This window comes from Paenibacillus qinlingensis, assembly GCF_013204845.1.
GTDB lineage: Bacteria > Bacillota > Bacilli > Paenibacillales > NBRC-103111 > Paenibacillus_E > Paenibacillus_E qinlingensis.
The window spans coordinates 1-16,246 of the sequence record NZ_JABMKY010000018.1 but is presented as its reverse complement, the minus strand read 5'-3'; the positions used below and the strand labels follow the sequence as shown (position 1 = coordinate 16,246).

At 47.2% G+C, this 16,246-nt stretch carries 21 protein-coding genes; 17 read left to right on the top strand and 4 right to left on the bottom strand.

The window, feature by feature from the left end; genetic code table 11:
- Positions 1 to 20: 20 nt before the first annotated feature.
- The 8 genes from HQN88_RS26120 to HQN88_RS26085 all read left to right on the top strand — a co-directional run bounded on the left by HQN88_RS26120 (position 21) and on the right by HQN88_RS26085 (position 7,844).
- Positions 21 to 1,115 (top strand): GerAB/ArcD/ProY family transporter, encoded by a 1,095-nt coding sequence (locus HQN88_RS26120; protein WP_173118065.1) that lies wholly within the window; start codon positions 21 to 23, stop codon positions 1,113 to 1,115.
- Between the two features lie 14 nt (positions 1,116 to 1,129).
- Positions 1,130 to 2,566, top strand: coding sequence for a spore germination protein (locus HQN88_RS26115; RefSeq protein ID WP_173118062.1), 1,437 nt, complete (start codon positions 1,130 to 1,132; stop codon positions 2,564 to 2,566).
- Entirely contained in the window at positions 2,563 to 3,732 is a 1,170-nt protein-coding gene (locus HQN88_RS26110) for a Ger(x)C family spore germination protein (protein WP_173118060.1), read from the top strand. The genes HQN88_RS26115 and HQN88_RS26110 overlap by 4 nt, the downstream gene beginning before the upstream one ends.
- Positions 3,732 to 3,941: a hypothetical protein gene (locus tag HQN88_RS26105; RefSeq protein ID WP_173118058.1), complete on the top strand. Its 210-nt coding sequence runs from the start codon at positions 3,732 to 3,734 to the stop codon at positions 3,939 to 3,941. Before HQN88_RS26110 ends, HQN88_RS26105 begins: the two co-directional genes overlap by 1 nt.
- A 75-nt stretch (positions 3,942 to 4,016) precedes the next feature.
- Positions 4,017 to 4,886, top strand: coding sequence for a PIG-L deacetylase family protein (locus HQN88_RS26100; RefSeq protein ID WP_173118056.1), 870 nt, complete (start codon positions 4,017 to 4,019; stop codon positions 4,884 to 4,886).
- 42 nt (positions 4,887 to 4,928) lie between these two features.
- Positions 4,929 to 5,672: a response regulator transcription factor gene (locus HQN88_RS26095; protein ID WP_173118054.1), complete on the top strand. Its 744-nt coding sequence runs from the start codon at positions 4,929 to 4,931 to the stop codon at positions 5,670 to 5,672.
- Positions 5,669 to 7,033, top strand: a complete 1,365-nt coding sequence (locus tag HQN88_RS26090; RefSeq protein ID WP_173118052.1) for a sensor histidine kinase — start codon at positions 5,669 to 5,671, stop codon at positions 7,031 to 7,033. The genes HQN88_RS26095 and HQN88_RS26090 overlap by 4 nt, the downstream gene beginning before the upstream one ends.
- Positions 7,034 to 7,301: 268 nt before the next feature.
- On the top strand, positions 7,302 to 7,844 hold the full coding sequence (locus tag HQN88_RS26085; protein WP_173118050.1) for a C40 family peptidase: 543 nt from the start codon (positions 7,302 to 7,304) through the stop codon (positions 7,842 to 7,844).
- A 272-nt stretch (positions 7,845 to 8,116) separates the two neighbouring features.
- Here the strand turns inward: HQN88_RS26085 and HQN88_RS26080 are convergent, their stop codons facing one another.
- Complete coding sequence (locus HQN88_RS26080; RefSeq protein WP_173118048.1) at positions 8,117 to 8,575, bottom strand: Hsp20/alpha crystallin family protein; 459 nt, start codon at positions 8,573 to 8,575, stop codon at positions 8,117 to 8,119.
- A gap of 129 nt (positions 8,576 to 8,704) precedes the next feature.
- Here HQN88_RS26080 and HQN88_RS26075 point away from each other — a divergent pair, with 129 nt between their 5' ends.
- The 5 genes from HQN88_RS26075 (at position 8,705) to HQN88_RS26055 (ending at position 10,718) form a co-directional block, all read left to right on the top strand.
- The gene (locus HQN88_RS26075) at positions 8,705 to 8,929 is read left to right on the top strand and encodes a spore germination protein (RefSeq protein ID WP_056610720.1); all 225 of its coding nucleotides are present in this window, start codon (positions 8,705 to 8,707) and stop codon (positions 8,927 to 8,929) included.
- A 35-nt stretch (positions 8,930 to 8,964) separates the two neighbouring features.
- Complete coding sequence (locus HQN88_RS26070; protein ID WP_173118046.1) at positions 8,965 to 9,174, top strand: spore germination protein GerPB; 210 nt, start codon at positions 8,965 to 8,967, stop codon at positions 9,172 to 9,174.
- Positions 9,175 to 9,263: 89 nt separating this feature from the next.
- Positions 9,264 to 9,974: a spore germination protein GerPC gene (gene gerPC, locus HQN88_RS26065; protein WP_173118044.1), complete on the top strand. Its 711-nt coding sequence runs from the start codon at positions 9,264 to 9,266 to the stop codon at positions 9,972 to 9,974.
- A gap of 46 nt (positions 9,975 to 10,020) precedes the next feature.
- Complete coding sequence (locus tag HQN88_RS26060) at positions 10,021 to 10,203, top strand: spore gernimation protein GerPD (RefSeq protein ID WP_173118042.1); 183 nt, start codon at positions 10,021 to 10,023, stop codon at positions 10,201 to 10,203.
- A gap of 2 nt (positions 10,204 to 10,205) precedes the next feature.
- The gene (locus tag HQN88_RS26055) at positions 10,206 to 10,718 is read left to right on the top strand and encodes a spore germination protein GerPE (protein ID WP_173118040.1); all 513 of its coding nucleotides are present in this window, start codon (positions 10,206 to 10,208) and stop codon (positions 10,716 to 10,718) included.
- Between the two features lie 294 nt (positions 10,719 to 11,012).
- Here the strand turns inward: HQN88_RS26055 and HQN88_RS26050 are convergent, their stop codons facing one another.
- Entirely contained in the window at positions 11,013 to 12,641 is a 1,629-nt protein-coding gene (locus HQN88_RS26050) for an S-layer homology domain-containing protein (protein ID WP_173118038.1), read from the bottom strand.
- A 424-nt stretch (positions 12,642 to 13,065) separates the two neighbouring features.
- Here HQN88_RS26050 and HQN88_RS26045 point away from each other — a divergent pair, with 424 nt between their 5' ends.
- On the top strand, positions 13,066 to 13,767 hold the full coding sequence (locus HQN88_RS26045) for a response regulator transcription factor (protein ID WP_173118036.1): 702 nt from the start codon (positions 13,066 to 13,068) through the stop codon (positions 13,765 to 13,767).
- A gap of 2 nt (positions 13,768 to 13,769) precedes the next feature.
- On the opposite strand, the gene HQN88_RS26040 is transcribed toward HQN88_RS26045, so the two are convergent.
- A complete protein-coding gene (locus HQN88_RS26040) occupies positions 13,770 to 14,507 on the bottom strand; it encodes a DUF554 domain-containing protein (RefSeq protein WP_173118034.1) in 738 nt (245 codons plus the stop codon).
- A 120-nt stretch (positions 14,508 to 14,627) separates the two neighbouring features.
- Between HQN88_RS26040 and HQN88_RS26035 the strand changes: the two genes are divergently transcribed.
- The 3 genes from HQN88_RS26035 to HQN88_RS26025 all read left to right on the top strand — a co-directional run bounded on the left by HQN88_RS26035 (position 14,628) and on the right by HQN88_RS26025 (position 16,100).
- The gene (locus tag HQN88_RS26035; RefSeq protein WP_056610744.1) at positions 14,628 to 14,861 is read left to right on the top strand and encodes a hypothetical protein; all 234 of its coding nucleotides are present in this window, start codon (positions 14,628 to 14,630) and stop codon (positions 14,859 to 14,861) included.
- 121 nt (positions 14,862 to 14,982) lie between these two features.
- Positions 14,983 to 15,618: a thiamine diphosphokinase gene (locus HQN88_RS26030; protein WP_173118032.1), complete on the top strand. Its 636-nt coding sequence runs from the start codon at positions 14,983 to 14,985 to the stop codon at positions 15,616 to 15,618.
- A gap of 200 nt (positions 15,619 to 15,818) precedes the next feature.
- Positions 15,819 to 16,100 carry a response regulator transcription factor gene (locus HQN88_RS26025; protein ID WP_173118030.1) on the top strand — a complete coding sequence of 94 codons (282 nt, stop codon included), beginning with the start codon at positions 15,819 to 15,821 and terminating at the stop codon, positions 16,098 to 16,100.
- Positions 16,101 to 16,156: 56 nt separating this feature from the next.
- Here HQN88_RS26025 and HQN88_RS26020 read toward each other — a convergent pair.
- On the bottom strand, positions 16,157 to 16,246 hold a 90-nt coding region (locus HQN88_RS26020; protein ID WP_173115701.1), incomplete at its 5' end, for an IS3 family transposase.

Genomic DNA, 16,246 nt, shown 5'->3' with positions numbered 1-16,246 from the left:
GCACGTCAGGGGGGTTCTGCGTGATTCAAGTGCTCTCGACATGGCAAACATTCTGTCTTTTGTTTTTATTCCAGCTGGGTACAACCATTGTATTTGGCTTCGCTGGCGGTGCTAAGCAGGACGCTTGGTTAGCTGCCCTTCTAAGTGCCACCTTTGGAATAAGCATCGTATGGATGTTTACTCGTATATATGAACGCAATCCAGGCGAAACCTTAGTTTCCCTGCTTCAAATAACCTTCGGCAAGTACGTCGGCCACCTATTAACCACAATTTATATTTTTGCTTTTGTTTACGAATCGGCGCGCATTCTAAGGGATCTCGGTGAGTTAATGGGCACATTCCTACTCCCTAGTACGCCAGCTCCGTTCTTAATGCTGCTTCTTGTCTTATTGGTTGCTTATGCCTGCTATGCAGGGATTGAACGAATTGCTCGATTGGCTGAACTCAGTATTATCATCGTTTTTTTGTTTACCTGCATCCAACTCATTCTGCTATTCTTCTCGAATGCCATTGACTTCTCGTGGCTGCTGCCTGTTGCATCGGATTGGCGAAGCATTGGCGTAACCGTATTCCCACTAGGATTAACAACGACCTTCGGTGAAGTTATCATCTTCGCTGTATTTTGGAAATTAACTGTCAGCCCTAGCAAGTTTCGCAAGGCTGCCCTTTACTCCTCCCTACTAGTCGGAGCTGTTTTTGTCGTACTGGATCTTATTGCAGTTAGTACACTGGGGCCAGACCTGTTCTACCGCTCCTTTTATCCGCTCCTGACCAGCTTCCAGTTGATCCGAATTGCCGATTTCATCGATAATTTGGATCCCTTTGTCGTCACAACTTTCATTACAGGCGGCTTGTTCAAAATCATTCTGTACGCCTACGCGGCATGCACAATGATCACCATGCAGTGGAAAACGGAAAATCACCGTGTGGTGATTATACCAGTCGCTTTGCTGATTTGGTTGATTTCCATCTATACAGCCAAAAACATTGCCAGCCATATTTTTGTAGGCCTAAAAGTTGTGCCCTGGATTATCGAACTTCCTTTATTCGTCCTAATCCCATTGGTTATTTTCATCCTGAACGGGGTATTCAGAAAACGCAGCGTAGAGAGCTAAGGAGGGAGAAGTGGATGCAACAAACGCCTGTTGATGAAGCTATTGATATTACTCAGCTGCAAACGGATATCAATCAGCAGCTTGATCACGATCCAGATTTAGTCTTTGTACACATCCGTTCTACCCTCATAGCCTACATCTCAGGCTTGGTTGACGCAGAGCGGATTGAACGTGAAATAACTAAGCCCATATCCGAAGCAGAATCAACAACAGAGACCCTCTCTTCCCACATTCTGTCGCCTGAAATCAAAAGAACCAATCTCTTTGAAACATTAATCGATAGCCTGCTTATTGGCTTTGTAATGGTCGCCGAGCAAGGGGAGATGCAGGTGCAATTGGCCAATTTGGCCTGCCTGCCCCATCGTAGTATCGAGCAGCCTCAAACAGAATCTGGAGTCCGCGGCCCAAGAGAAGGCTTTACAGAACATTTGGAAACGAATGTTGCCTTGCTGCGTCGCCGTTTGAAAACAGATAAAATGCGGATTAAAACCTGGCAGATCGGAGCGCTCAGCCAAACGGAAGTACGGCTCATTTATTTGGACGGTATTGCGGATCAAGAAATTGTCGATGAAATCATAAAGCGATTATCCGCTATTCATATTGATGCCGTACTGGAAAGCAGCTATATCGAAGAACTAATTCGGGATAATCCCTTCAGCATTTTCCCTACTATGGAATACACGGAAAGGCCAGACGTGGTGGCAGGCGCCCTCCTAGAAGGGAAAGTCTCTATTTTCACCAATAATACGCCTTTCGTGTTAATCGCTCCTTTTCAATTCTGGTCGGCTTTTCAGTCCAGCGAAGACTACTACTTGATGTTCACCAGTGCAACCTTCATACGGTTCATTCGCTCTTTGTCAATCATTCTAGCTCTACTATTGCCTTCGCTCTATGTGGCCATCACAACCTTCCATCCTGAAATGCTGCCTACGAATCTATTGCTTGCTGTTGCAGGGGCTCGTGAAGCCTCCCCGTTCCCAGCTATGGTCGAGGCCCTCATCATGGAAATTACATTTGAAGCACTCCGGGAAGCGATACTGAGATTACCACGCGTCATGGGACAAACCGTCAGTATCGTCGGTGCTCTTGTTATCGGGCAAGCGGTTGTGCAAGCTGGCATCGTATCTACACCCATGGTCATCGTTGTTTCCGTGACGGGAATCGCTTCCTTCATGATTCCGCGCTATAACATGACCTTTTCTATTCGAATCATGCGCTTGTTGCTGCTCTTGCTCGCTGGCACGCTCGGTTTCGTCGGAATCCTGCTGGGACTCTTTACGCTTGCCCTCTATTTGACGGGAATCCGCTCTGTTGGCGTTCCCTACTTATCTCCAATTGGACCTTTGCGGTTAAAAGGACTGCGGGACTTTCTAGTCCGTTCTCCGCATTGGATTCTTGACCGTGATCTGGTTGCAACGCCGCCAGAGGCGGATACCAAGAGGCACGAATGATGAGAAAAATGAGTCAACTGATGACGTATACGATGATTCTTATCCTGCTAACGGGGTGCTGGGATCGCAAAGAAATTAATGACATTGCCATTCTGCAGCTTTCTGCCTTTGATCTCATGACGGATACAGGCAAGTACCGCGGCTATGTTCAAGTTGCAATTCCCAAATCGATTGGTGCCGGCCAATTAACCACAAGTGGTGGCACGCAACAGAAGACGTACATGCCGCTCGTCGATTATGGTGAAAATATAGAAGCGATGACCATAAAGCTAGAGCGAAAGCTCTCAAGAGATGCGTTGCCGTCACACCGCAGGATCTTCATGGTCGGAGAATCCTTAGCTCGACAAAACATGGCGCCCTTCCTAGATTTGATTTCAAGAAACCCCAAAAATCGATTGCGCACCTATCTTGTTATTGCTAGGGATACCGATGCCAAAAGTCTCGTCGAGTCGGATTATTCCTTGGAAGCCACGAAAGAAGAAGCTTTACGGGAAATCATTGTTCGTAAAATGCAAATTCCTTCCATGCTCCGCAATTTCTATGCCTCCTCCGCTGCAACCGGCATTGAGCCCGTTGCAGCGGCATTCTCCAAGGATCATGACGGTAAAATTCTGTTGAGAAGCGTTGCCTTATTTAATAAAACCACATTGGTCGGGTATGTGGATGATATGCAAGCGATCGCGCTTACGAGTCTGCTAGGCAGAAAGCCATTCGGCGACGTGGACGTAGCTCTCCCTGATCAGGAAAATAAATTGTCTGTTCGGGTTACTACGCTAAAAGCGAAGAAACGAGTGAAAGTCTCCCCCGATCAGCAACCACATTTTATTGTGGAAATTACAGCTACAGGTCGTATCATGGATAATCGAACGAAGCTGGATCCAAGTGATCCGGCTATTATGGAGAAGCTCGATGCGTCCTTTCAAGAACAACTAACGCAGTGCTATCAGAAGCTCTTCCACACCCTGCAAACAACTTACAAGACGGACAACGTAGGTCTCGGACAATCGGTCTATCGGAAGTATCCAAAACTGTGGAAAAAGATCGAGAAGGATTGGGAAACTATTTTCCCTGAAGTCGACGTCCAGTTCAAGGTTGACGCGAATATTTATCAAATTGGTGTTCAAGGCGCTCCTTATTACTTAAGAGAGGATGAGATTAGTCAATAATGTGGATTAAATTGACCGCTCTTACGATTCCATCCATCCTCATTGCTATCCAGCAAATGACCTATTGGATGAAACAAGGGAAAGGAAGCCGTAAACAAGCGATAGTCTTTCTCATCTGGATGATCTTAGCTTGGGGAATCGGATGCGCCTTTATCAGCGGATTCCGTCTTCCAGAACCTACAACCCCCTTATTTCCTGGCTGGAAGTAGGTTGGGTTAACACGCATCCGCTTCTGCCCACATACATTAATATCATTGATTAATGTATGCGTGGGAGGAATCGTGTTGAAGAAATACCCGGTTGATTTGCTTATATTTGCTCCGCATCCCGATGATGAAATACTCGGGACAGCTGGCACAATCATGGACGCCATTGCCTGTGGCAAGAGAGTTCATGTCGTGTTCTTCACGAACGGCGATGGCTACCCGGAAGCGGCTACCCTCTTATTCGGCAACCCCCCAGAAGAGCTAGGGCCTGAGCATTACTTGGAGCTGGCGCGTATACGCCAGCAAGAGACTCTGGCAGCCGCAGCGCTGATTGGGCTTCGCCCACAGGATTTGACGTTCCTGGGCTATCCGGATGCCGGGCTGGGCCGCGTATATGCCACTACGGGCGCGATGCCGCCCTTTCAGCAGCGTTTCACGCAGCGACAGGCGACCTACGGCGGGCTCGTGCCTGATTTTCACTCGATGTATTACGGCTGCCCCGCTCCGTATCGGAAAGCTTGCGCCCTCGGTGATACGAAGGCCATAATCACGATGCTGCAGCCTCATGAGATTTATGTCACGGATGCTGCTGATACCCATCTCGACCATGCCGCGGCCCATGCTTTCGTCATGGAAGCCGTCCTGCAAACTGGGTATGCAGGTGCGGTTTACACATATTTAATCCATAGCGGTGCGGAATCCCAGTGGCCATGGCCAAGAGGCATTACACCGGAGCTTCCTTTCGAAGCCCACCTTGTAGAGGGCCATCGCGTTCCGTTGAACGTACCTTGGCCTCCGCCGATCCGTCGACCATTGACGTTGGCTCAAGCCTATTGCAAGTGGCAAGCGTTGCTTGCTTATCGTTCGCAGATTCCAGTCGAACCGGAATTTCTGCAATCTTTTATCAAATGCGAAGAGGTTTTCTGGATTCCGAATCTGACTAAATAACTACCACTGCATGCAGTGGCTTGGGAGTGAACATGATCCGCTATGAGCCGCATATTGTTGATTGAAGATGAAGAACGTATTGCTCGTGTGCTCCAGTTAGAGCTTGAGCATGAAGGGTATGAGGTGCTTATTTGTGGAGATGGACGCTCAGGTCTTGAAGCTGCCTTAGATCAAGAAGGATGGGATCTCATCCTTCTTGACGTTATGCTCCCAGAACTCAACGGACTGGAAGTTCTAAGACGTCTTAGACAGGTTAATGCCACACTGCCTGTCATTCTCCTCACTGCACGCGATGCTATTCCTGATCGCGTCAGCGGGCTGGATCAGGGCGCCAACGATTATGTCACGAAGCCTTTTGCCACAGTAGAACTGTTAGCCCGCATTCGCAGTCTGCTCCGGCAGAAAAGTCTGCAAGAGCAAGTGCCTGAACAGGATCATTTGCTGAAAATCGATGACCTCACGATGGATTTGAAGAGCCGCGCGGTCTCGCGCGAGGGCACGGCCATAGAGCTGACACCAACGGAGTTTGATTTGCTGCGATTCCTCATTCAGCATCAGAATGAGGTCATGACGCGGGAGCAAATTATCAGCGAGGTGTGGGGCTATGATTTTATCGGGGATACGAACGTTGTGGACGTATATATCCGCTATTTACGTCAGAAAGTGGACAAGCCCTTTACCACGAAGCTGATTCAGACGATTCGCGGCATCGGCTATTTAATTAAATCGAAAGAGGCCGTATCCGATGGTAGTTCCACCCCCGCGGATGGGCAGGAGCCTGTATGAGCTTAAGACTAAAAATTACACTCTGGGTGTCCATTGGCTTAATGGTCATCCTATTCTTTAGCTTTACTTTCGTTTATTACATGTTTATCCGTGTGACAACGAAGGGTGAAATTGACCTATTGAAGGATAAAGCCAGCGCTTTGTTGCTGAAGGATCTGCCTAACCATCCCGAGTATTGGAAAGATAATATGCAAATGGATGAGCTCCTCATCCCACAAGAGATGCTGCGATATATTACACCAGATTCGAAGGTCGCACATGAGATTTATTCCGATACCAATCTGGCCAGTTACCCTGCAAGCTATTCGACTAAGGCGTCTGAAACTCTATTAACAGATGCAGATGGCATCATACTATTCGTTCGGACACCCGTGTTCAAAGATGGTAAACAAGTAGCCCTTTTAGAAATAGGACGCAGCCTGCGAAGACTTGGCATGTACTCCGAAATGTTGATCTCCATTCTTGTCCTGACTTCCATTGGTGCGCTCATATTGGCTCTGATTGGGGGTTATTTTTATACCAATGTGCTGTTTCGACCGCTTAAACAATTCATCGCTACCATGCAAAACATTGAGGAGAGCGGTTCATTCCGTCATATCACACTGCCTGATAACCAAGCAAATGATGAACTGATGATGCTTGGCAACACGTTTAATCGCATGATCGATAGACTGCAAGAGATGTTTCGTAAACAGGAGCAATTCCTCGCCGATGCGTCTCATGAGCTTAGAACCCCGCTAACGATTATTGAAAGCTACGCAAGCCTTTTGCGCAGATGGGCTTCTAGCAATGATCAATTGCGCGAAGAAGCCCTAGAGGCCATCGTGTCTGAGTCCGCCCAGCTGAAACTGCTCACGCAAAATCTGCTGTCGCTCACCAATAAGAACCGTGAAAATTGTGAGCAGAATACCGATTTCGACCTTATTCCACTGGTAGAGCAGACTGCCGCGTCTCTCCGCGTTACTTCTTCCCGAGAGATTCGGGTACAGTCCGAACACAATATGAAGGAACTCCCGATGACTGGCGATGCCTATCAGATTAGGCAGTTGCTTATTATTTTAATAGACAACGCTTTAAAATATAGTCAGAAGATCGTGGATATTCGCATCTGTTTGCAAGAGAAACGCGTGATCATTGAAGTCATGGATCAAGGTATCGGCATCGCTGAAGAGGACCTTCCCCATGTCTTTGACCGCTTCTATCGGTCTGATAAAGCTAGGAACCGTAAGCAAGGTGGAGCAGGTCTTGGACTCGCTATTGCCCAACATATTGTACAAAAACATCAAGGAACCATAGAGATCCAAAGTAGTCTAGGACTAGGCTCCACGGCTGTTGTAACGCTTCCACAATCCTGTCAATAAGAACATTATAAGGGGATTCTCATCATTCTCTCAGAATTGAGCTTTCCCCCTGTTATAGCGCTATTTAAAAGGTTGCATGGTAAATAATAGGGCAATTTTCATCTGGTATACTGAGTCTCAGGTGGACAACCACATCGCAAGGTTACTCAAATTAAGAGTCAACTGACCAAGATTCTATTCTTGCCAACATTCAATTGAAGCTTACCATTGTCTTCAATGCAAGATAGATTGGCGAAAACTCAGCGAAAACTCTAAGGAGGCAAACCCCATGAAAAACCCACAAAAAACTTGGTACAAAAAATTAGTCGTTACGGCATTATCCGTATCTATAGGATTATCAGTCATTGCAGCAGGTGCACCAGGTAAAGCGGAAGCGGCTACATCTACAGAAGTAACCAATGCTACAGCGCTTACAGCATCAGCAACGTCGACTTCGAGAGGCAGCCAAGTTATTTCTATTGGTAAAAGATATTTAGGAACACCTTACAAATTCGGAGCAACTTCAGGTCAAACACGTAACTTTGACTGTTCTTCCTTTACACAATATGTATTTAAAAAAGTAGGCGTTAGTCTGCCGCGTACATCTCAACAACAAGCACGTGTAGGTAAGTATGTTTCCCGTGGCAATCTGCGTGTTGGCGATTTGGTATTTTACTCGATCCCAGGCAAACCTGGTGTGATTCACCACGTTGCAATCTACATGGGCAATAACAAAATCCTTCAAACTTACGGCGCTGGCGGTGTACGTATCACCGACATGAACAGCGGCACGTGGGCTTCCCGTTATATGACAGCACGTCGCGTGCTGTAGTAAGTTAATGGCAGCCACTGCTTAATTAGCAAATAAACGAGAGTCGGATTAGATGGAAAACCTCCATCTATTTCGGCTCTTTTTGCGTGATAAAACAAAATAGCTGGATTTTCTGCCGTTATTATTGGCTATTTGGGCGATCGAGTGAGGAAATACTGAAATTAGCTGCATATAATCCATTTGTTTTCATTTTCGGCCCGTGCTACCCACCAACCAACAGAACCCCCTCAGCCATACGGCCTAAGGGGGTTCTTTCGGTTACTACGCGGTGACTAGTACCGGATATACGCCTCATGGTAGCTCTCCTTCAACCCGCGCTTGCGAATCTTGATCTCCAATACTCGCTGCTTATAGGTGACATTGGCAGTTCTCGGCACCACCAACGTTGGCACTTTTACAATGCGATTCTTCCCATTCGTAAATCCTGTCAGCTTAATTTGATTCGATTTGACGAACACTTGGAGCGCTCTTGGATCTTCTTCCTTCGCAATTTTCACCTTAATAATGACATGCTCATGTGTTTCAAAAATCTCTGTACCAATGGCACCAGAGGAGGAAATGCTGGCATCCATGCCTGGCATCGCTTTTTTCAGCATGTCCTGTACATATCCTTCAGCCCACGTCATATTATCTAGAAAGGTCTGCCCTTTTTCGGCGAACGGCAGCTTTTGTCCAAGAAACTTCTCAACCTGTTCCCACTTCAGCCAAGGATGGCGATTAAATCCGCTCAAGCCTATCACCTCATTTTGCTAACAGTATATGTGCCTACGTCCCGATGTGACACCCTCCCGAAAATTCAGAGCACCTCTAGGCGGATACCTCATATACTGTAGGTGTGATAACGCAAGGGGGATCGGATTATGCCAGCTATCGTCGGGAATGTGAAAATTATTAGTGTCGGCTCCAGCTCTGTCGTTCATTTCGGCGATTCCTTTATTATTTCACCTACTAGCTCCTCCAAGACTTTTGCCGGAGCCGGTTCATTTAACACCGGGGATTTCCCACGTGTTTATAATACGTACAGTACGACAGTCACCAATGATTCTGACTTTATTGATGCGAATGCGAGCGGCAATATCCTCTGACAATTGTCAGCCTAGAGCGAGGTGTTCCACGGCCTATGAACTGGACCATCCATCAAACCATTATGATTCAGCAGCTAAAAGTAAACTCTGTCGCCAACTCTTCGGTCCTCCAAATTGGCACAGCAGGTTCGATTCGTTCCTTGTCTAATCTATACAATACAGGCGGCTTCGTAGAGCCTGCCCCTGAGCTTGGAACAAGTGAGGTTAACCCTGTAGCCCTTGTTCCTTTGCCAGCACCGACATAATGCTTAACTAAACTTTATTTGCTGCGCTTCAAGATTAGCCAGGCAGTCCTTGAACTATCGGAGTCATCCGGAAGGAGGTGCATTCTCGAATGAATAATGCGATCACGTGGCAGCAATGGGCCCAACAACTCTGCAGCTATGTCGACATGCAGAAACAGCGCATCGATAAATTAGAGCAAACCGTAAATAAGCTGCAGGCGGATCTGAAAGCCTTGAAGGACGAGAAGCGCATTCATATTGATAAAATAGAATATAATTTTGATCAGCTTAAAGTTGAAAAGCTAGACGGAACGCTCACGATCGGAATCAGTCCCAGCGCAATAGATCAAATTGAGGACCTCAGTGTAAACGGTAATTCCTTGAACAAAGAAAGTAACGGTGGCGGCATGGCTCCCATGGATATGAATCCTTTTTACCAGGGCGGTCAATATCAGGGGGCAGGGCCAGGTGGTGGGATCGGCGCGGGTCAAGAGGCAGTGCGCGGAGAAGCTGCAAAGCAAGGTAAAGACATTCAAGCAGATGTTGCTAGCGGCATTGAACAGTATCTGCAATTTGGCGTACAGGGTGATATTAACAACCTTGAACATAAATATCAGCATCCACTCGATGAGGATTACAAAGATTTGATCATCGATGATATTCGCAAGCAGCTCGATACGCGCATTCAACATTATGTAAATCAATACCGCGGCGTTGGGTTCAAAGAACCGTTGGAGGCTGTAACCAATAACATTATGGACAAAACAAAGCAAGACATCCTTACCGCGATTGAGACTTACATATCCAGTCTGCCCAAATAAATGGCTGCATTTACATCAACTATTTTAAGGGAGAGAAGGGCTAAAGATGTTTAATTTACATGTAGAAAACAAACAAATCTGCGTTGGCGATGTCCGTATCGTTGGGGTATCCAGTTCATCCGTTTTCCTGATTGGGGATACGGAGGTCATCACCTTATCTTCGATGTTTGACACGCCTCCGGAATCGGTCATCATCTCCCCTTTCGTTCCACTTCCTTCGGAGGGATAGCAATGGCACGACTATCGATTGTTGGCAATATTTATATCAATAGCATAGGCTCATCAAGTACGATGCATGCAGGGGATAATGTTTATACAGCCTTGCAGAACAGAGTCTTTGCCGTACAGCGTGAAGTACCTATTTATTATGGGAACGAGGGTAGCTTCGCGGCTTATCCTTTCTACCAACGACCTTTTCCTATCCCTCAGCCTCCCGAACCTTTCACAATGTGTGTGGATAACTTAGGAAGTTATATTACGGTTCGTAACATACGCATTCTCGGAGTCGCGGCTTCATCTCTTTTTCAAATTGGCAGCAATCGCGTAACGAGGTCGGAAACCCGTATCAAAAACATCCGTCAATTCGTAACCAATAAACCTGGTCCCAAGGGACAAAAGACGTTCGTATATACAGGGACCGATGATGCGCTTGGTGATATTCCAACGAAGCCGACAGAAACTACTGAGAACAAACCGCCACGTATGGTCTTCGTTACCCAACAGCAACAATCTAAACCAACGTAGGGATTGAAATGGCGCTACGTGTTACACGGACGATAAGAAGGCATAGGGAAGTGTAAGCGCAAAAGTCAAAAATGCAATAATACACTTATTTTCGGCGTACACAGCTTAAAAAGAGGAATACGTGCGAAAAGGCATCCTTTAGCGCCTAAAGCTACCAAAATGGCGGGCGCAGGCAGAAATAGTTGCTTTTTTGCAATTTTGCAAGCTCCTTCGCAAGTGCATTCATGCCACGAATACACCTTATCGCAAAAAAAGAAGGTCCCTCGCCACACATGGCTTGGGACCCTTTGCCTATCACTGCGTGAGCAGCGGCTGTGCGCGGCTCAGCAGCGCAGCCATCTGCGCTCGCGTCAAGGACGCGAGCGGGCGGAACGTGCCGCCTTCGAAGCCGTCGACAAGGCCCCTGCTGCTCATCGCAGCAATGGCCTCTGCCGACCAGCTATCCGCTGGCACGTCCGTGAACGTCTTTGCCACGCCGCTCACTGGCGTGGTCAGCTTTAAGGCGCGGGAGAGCAGCACACTCATCTGCTCCCGCGTCATGCTCTGATCGGGCGCGAAGCGATCACTGCTGATGCCTTGCATCAGCCCGTTCTGCTGCGCGATCCCGATATTCTGCGACGCCCAGTGGGTCGCAGGCACATCCTTGAACGCGGCAACGGTGGACGCCGCGCTCTCTAACCCAAGCGCGCGCACGATAATCGTCGCGGCTTCTGCCCTTGTGAGCGCCGCGTCGGGCGCGAACTGGTCTGCGGCTGTACCAACCATCCAGCCGCGGTTCGCGGCGCTCAGGACGTCGGCCTGCGCCCAATGCTTTTGCATATCGGTGAAGTAAAAACCATCGGCCCATAGCTGATAGTAACTCCAAGTATCGTCAGACTCTTGATTTAAGCTCCAGCTGCCAGTCCCTTTCAACTGATATTTCCCTACTAATTTCAGCTTCGCTTTCATCGATTGCTCATTATCGAACCAAACTGTGTAAGTACCGGCAGCTAATTCTTTACCGTTCACGGTTGCTTGCACATCCGTTGCTTGAATTGTGAAGGTAGCAACGGGTGACTGGCTTGCTGTATCATAACGGACTGTCCCTTGATATTGGTCAACCAGCTTTTGAACGCTTCTAGCAGCGATCCCTGCCCCATCGGATGCAGGATCTTGGTTCCAATAGCGGCCATATAACGGCATGCCCAACACGATTTTATTCGCCGGAGCTTGGGACAATGCATACTGAATGGATTTCTCGACGAAGGGCAGACTAGCAACAGGACCCGGTGTAGGATCGCCAGGATAGCTCTCATCATAGGTCATGACCATCAGATAATCACTGACCGCTGCCAATGCTTTATAGTCATACAGACCAATCCAGTTCGTCGTAGACCCTGTTGGATTCGCGGCGACAGCAACAGATACCTCCATCGTACCCGGCAGCTCTGCGCGCAGCCTTTTAACAAAATCGGTATACTTGTCTCGGTATTCTGCTCCTACATTTTCAATATCTAACTGAATGCCATCAAGTTGATTGGCTTTGATACTTGCAACGAGTTCTTTCACCAGTGTTTCGCGTTCATCGATCGCTTTTTCACCAATCATTCTGTCGAAATCGTTACTTAGAAAAGGGACAACTCTCTTCCCTTGTTTGTGCATCTCCGTGATGAAGGACGCTTGTAGATCCGTCACCTCTAAACGGCCATTTTCGTTAATATGATAATAACTCGGCGAGACCACGTCTAAGGTATCACCGCTCTTATTGACTTGTGACGTATACGTGCTTGGAGCTCCACTGAATAAGTAGGACATATTAAACTTCCCCTGAGCCACCGTAGCCCCTGCGAAAACCTCTTGTTTGTACACAAAGCTAACCTGACATATCGCACCGACAACGACTAGGGCCACAACAAGCCTTCGCCATCCACGTTTGGATTTCACCTTGTCTCATCCCCTATTCGATTCGTTATGATTCCTTCTATCATCCTAGAAAGTTACCAAAATCGCTACGAGTAAATACTGGGGATATGACAAAAAACCGTTACGGCAGAGTTTGGGACTCGTGTGTAGCGGTTTATTTCTCGCCTGTTCTTTCCGAATATCAGATTCCCATGACTAGGGAACAAATCCGCCAAAAGGTCGAAAATTAGCGATTGCTGTCGACTTCCTCCATTTCAGAAGACCCGAACCCTACTTTCTACCTAAATGTGTCCATTTTGCATGCGAGAACCCCCTCATTGTCAATAAATGGATAGAAATTATTAGGAGAATCGTTCTATAATGTAGGTAATATATGTAATATTTGAGAGAGGGAAACACCCTTCTTACTTTAGGAGTTGTTTCATCACTGAGGGGGATTTCAAACATGGCAGGAGAAACCATTTTAGTCGTTGATGACGAACCAGAAATTGTCCAGTTAATTCAACTCTACTTGGCGCGTGAAGGCTACAAAGTGATTAGTGCCAATAACGGACATGATGTGTTTGGCATTGTTAAAGAACATAAGCCTGATCTTATTATTCTGGATATTTTGCTGCCAGGACTTGATGGTATAGAGGTGTGTCGTCAGCTCCGCAAAACGAGTAATACGCCCATCCTATTCATTTCATGTAAAAGTGAGGATATTGACATCATTCTTGGTCTTAGCATGGGTGGCGATGATTATATGACGAAGCCATTCAGCCCAAGTCAGCTTGTAGCCCGGGTCAAAGCACTTCTTCGCCGCAACTCGATTCGCGAGCAGCATCAAGATGATCCCCAATTGGTGAAATTCCCTGGTTTAGAAATCGATCTCGTGAGCCACATCGTACGAGCGAATGGACAAACGATCTCCCTTTCAGCCAAAGAATTTGACCTGCTCTCCCTAATGGCCAAGACGCCTAACCGTGTCTATAAAATCGAACACCTCTTTGAACTTATCTGGAGCTTGGACAGCATGGGCGATCCGCGCACACTCATTGTACATATTAGCAACTTACGCAAAAAAATCGAACTTAATCCAGCTGAGCCCCGCTACATCATTACGGTACGCGGCGTTGGCTACAAATTTAACGGCTCCGCTGGGTAAATCTAGCGATGCAGCCACTCCGTTATGAACTGTTGCAGAGGCACCGCTGCCGCGGCAATGACCAGTGAAGGTAACATGTTGGCCACGTTGATTTTTCTGATTTGCAAAATATTGATCCCGACACCAATGACCAAAACTCCGCCTACTGCGGTAATTTGAACAATCATGGCATCCAGAGACGCTTGGCTGAACGCCATGGCGATCACGGTTGCCAACAAGGCAATCGTTCCTTGCATCACAAACACGGATGCGGCAGAGAAGACAACGCCAATCCCCAAGGTGGATGCGAATATGATGGATAAGAACCCGTCCAGCAATGACTTGGTGTATAAAATATCATGATTATGCCGCAGCCCGCCATCCAAAGGGCCTAGTATCGCCATAGCGCCGATGCAATAAACTAGCGTGCAGGTGACGAAGCCTTCCGATATACTAGTTGGCGCTGCTGGATGAGATGCCGGTTGCTTGCTTATCTTGGTCTGCAGCCAGTCGCCAAGTTTGGTCAGATTCGCTTCTATCCGCATGAGCTCTCCAAGAATACCGCCAATCACAATGCTCATGATAACGAGCACAATTTGATCTGATTTGAGTGCCATTGTAATACCTAACACAGTGATTGCGAGCCCTAGGCCCTGCAGAACTGTGTTTTTTATACTTTCTGAGATGCGGGGCAGCAGGATGCCTAATAATCCACCGATAATAATGGCAACTGCGTTCACGATCGTCCCCCATAAAGCCATGTCTTTCATTCCTCTCTGCGTACAAGCTATGATGACCTTCTCATTCTACATGATTCTCCTCATAATTTCCTGCCACCTTGGAAATGGTAAGGATAAGCAACAGGAAAGGAGGCATGTTGAATGTCGAAGAACAAATCGATGGATCCCATGACTGGCGATACGGTCGAAACCGATGGTATTTACGCCAATGAAGCTGGGCAAGAGGTTACACTTAAACGAGGTGATGAGTTCCCCGCCGATCTGGTTCTGGGCCGCAGTACGTATGAGCTGCAAGGCTTTGCCGATGAGGCGGAAATTGATCACGATCAGTCTGAACTTAACCCCATGCGTAAGCGTGTAGATGCAAGAACCTAAGCTGCACTAAGCGTGCATCCTGCCAAGAAACCGAGCGGCCTCTATGGCTTCTCGGTTTTTTACTCTTCTGTGCTATACTAAGGGGAATACATTGGTTAATTTTTCCCCGGGGGATTCTTATATGACACGCATAATGATAATTACAGGCGGCACACTTGGCGATTGGGCGATTGAGGAGATTCGCGCGGATGATATTCTGGTTGGTTCCGATCGTGGGGCTCTCTTTCTCATTCAAAATGGCTATCTCCCTCATATTTCGATGGGAGATTTCGACTCCGTTACAACCGAGGAGCTCGCCCTCATTCGAGCTTCTAGCCAAGAATTCATAGACTGTGATCCGATTTATAAGGATCTGACGGATACGGAAATGGCTTTTAATTGGGCGCTGGATCAAAAGCCAAGCCAAATTCTGCTCGTTGGCGCGTTAGGCACACGGTTCGATCACTCCCTTGCCAATGTGCATTTGCTTCGCAAGGGCATCGCGCACGGCATTCCCTGTGCGATTATGGATGCTAATAATCTCATTATGGTGATTGATCGACCCACTCCCGTGAAGAAGGGTCCTTACACCCATACTTCCCTTCTCCCATTGAGCCTAGAGGTCAAGGGAATTACGTTGCATGGCTTCCAATATCCCCTTCATCAAGCAACGCTTGAAATTGGGATGTCGCTTGGCATCAGTAATATTCTCCTTGAACCAGAGGGTCTCATCGACCTATCCTCAGGCCTCTTGCTTGTAATTCAAAGCAAGGATTAGAAAGATGCTAGTCTCCACTCTTTCCACACTTGTACAGACGGCTTCAATTAACCAGGGAATCCGTATTTCATAAGATTCACTCGACAGAAATTACATAAAAATTTGGAAATTCGACACGCCCTTCCCTGCTATTGGATAGCTAATTCTGTTAGAATAAAGGATACGCTAGACATTTATTGAGATATTGAGGTCGTTTACGCATGCCCACTGTTCAAGAGAATCTTGTAAGAAATCTTCTTCCTACCAAACTACCTTCTGTTATCACACATTTTGCATCTCGACATGTCCTTACAACGCGTGAAGCCGAAATTATTAGCCTGATCGCTTTGCGTGGTTATAGCAACAAAGAAATCGCAGATTATTGCTTTATCAGTGAGAAAACAGTCAAAGTACACATCGAGAAAATCATGGATAAAGTCGGCACGCGATCGATGCGCAAGCTTCTATCGGCTATTATCAGCACCGACGCTTACCCTTCATAATGAGCCCACAAAAAACCGCCAGTTGTGAACTGACCCCCAAAAGTTAGACATTTATGTTATGCAGCCTGTGAGGCATGAGTTCGGTACTGTACCGGGCTCATGCCTTTTAGTTTTTTCTTGATGCGCTCGTGATTGTAATAGTTCAT

Coding starts and splice junctions, on each gene's coding strand:
- HQN88_RS26115 (WP_173118062.1), top strand. CDS start 1,130: ATGCAACAAACGCCTGTTGATGAAGCTATTGATATTACTCAGCTGCAA.
- HQN88_RS26110 (WP_173118060.1), top strand. CDS start 2,563: ATGATGAGAAAAATGAGTCAACTGATGACGTATACGATGATTCTTATC.
- HQN88_RS26105 (WP_173118058.1), top strand. CDS start 3,732: ATGTGGATTAAATTGACCGCTCTTACGATTCCATCCATCCTCATTGCT.
- HQN88_RS26095 (WP_173118054.1), top strand. CDS start 4,929: ATGAGCCGCATATTGTTGATTGAAGATGAAGAACGTATTGCTCGTGTG.
- HQN88_RS26090 (WP_173118052.1), top strand. CDS start 5,669: ATGAGCTTAAGACTAAAAATTACACTCTGGGTGTCCATTGGCTTAATG.
- HQN88_RS26085 (WP_173118050.1), top strand. CDS start 7,302: ATGAAAAACCCACAAAAAACTTGGTACAAAAAATTAGTCGTTACGGCA.
- HQN88_RS26075 (WP_056610720.1), top strand. CDS start 8,705: ATGCCAGCTATCGTCGGGAATGTGAAAATTATTAGTGTCGGCTCCAGC.
- HQN88_RS26070 (WP_173118046.1), top strand. CDS start 8,965: ATGAACTGGACCATCCATCAAACCATTATGATTCAGCAGCTAAAAGTA.
- gerPC (WP_173118044.1), top strand. CDS start 9,264: ATGAATAATGCGATCACGTGGCAGCAATGGGCCCAACAACTCTGCAGC.
- HQN88_RS26060 (WP_173118042.1), top strand. CDS start 10,021: ATGTTTAATTTACATGTAGAAAACAAACAAATCTGCGTTGGCGATGTC.
- HQN88_RS26055 (WP_173118040.1), top strand. CDS start 10,206: ATGGCACGACTATCGATTGTTGGCAATATTTATATCAATAGCATAGGC.
- HQN88_RS26045 (WP_173118036.1), top strand. CDS start 13,066: ATGGCAGGAGAAACCATTTTAGTCGTTGATGACGAACCAGAAATTGTC.
- HQN88_RS26040 (WP_173118034.1), bottom strand. CDS start 14,507: ATGGCTTTATGGGGGACGATCGTGAACGCAGTTGCCATTATTATCGGT.
- HQN88_RS26035 (WP_056610744.1), top strand. CDS start 14,628: ATGTCGAAGAACAAATCGATGGATCCCATGACTGGCGATACGGTCGAA.
- HQN88_RS26030 (WP_173118032.1), top strand. CDS start 14,983: ATGACACGCATAATGATAATTACAGGCGGCACACTTGGCGATTGGGCG.
- HQN88_RS26025 (WP_173118030.1), top strand. CDS start 15,819: ATGCCCACTGTTCAAGAGAATCTTGTAAGAAATCTTCTTCCTACCAAA.